This is a genomic window from Stutzerimonas zhaodongensis, from assembly GCF_003696365.1.
GTDB classification, from domain to species: domain Bacteria; phylum Pseudomonadota; class Gammaproteobacteria; order Pseudomonadales; family Pseudomonadaceae; genus Stutzerimonas; species Stutzerimonas zhaodongensis.
The window spans coordinates 1-346 of sequence record NZ_RFFM01000025.1 but is presented as its reverse complement, the minus strand read 5'-3'; the positions used below and the strand labels follow the sequence as shown (position 1 = coordinate 346).

At 45.1% G+C, this 346-nt stretch carries 1 protein-coding gene; it reads right to left on the bottom strand.

Features of this window, described 5'->3' with window-relative positions:
* Window positions 1-29 precede the first annotated feature (29 nt).
* Complete coding sequence (locus tag EA797_RS21630) at window positions 30-332, bottom strand: YrhB domain-containing protein (protein ID WP_122169034.1); 303 nt, start codon at window positions 330-332, stop codon at window positions 30-32.
* Window positions 333-346: the final 14 nt, after the last annotated feature.

The following is a 346-nucleotide window of genomic DNA, read 5'->3' as shown; positions in this document are numbered from 1 at the left end:
TGAGCGAAGCGAACGGTTTGAACCAGTTGTTAGGCATGTGGACTGCCCGTTCTCTCGTAATTTTCAATATATTTATCAATGCTCATGGCAGTGCCAGTTGTAATGAGCTTGCCTGTTTCTCGCTCCACAATTATTGGTGCATTGCCTGCTATTGCGTACTTAATGTCATTTGTATCTAGCCACAATTTCGATGTGTGGAAGATGACCCAGCCCCATGGCTTCTCGATGGTATTACGTTCGACAATTATTATTTCATCGCCTTCGGGTAACCAATCAAATTCTCCACAGACTGCTTCTGCGACGAGTTTGTGAGCGACTTCTTTCGTGACCATTGGGGAAGCCTAAC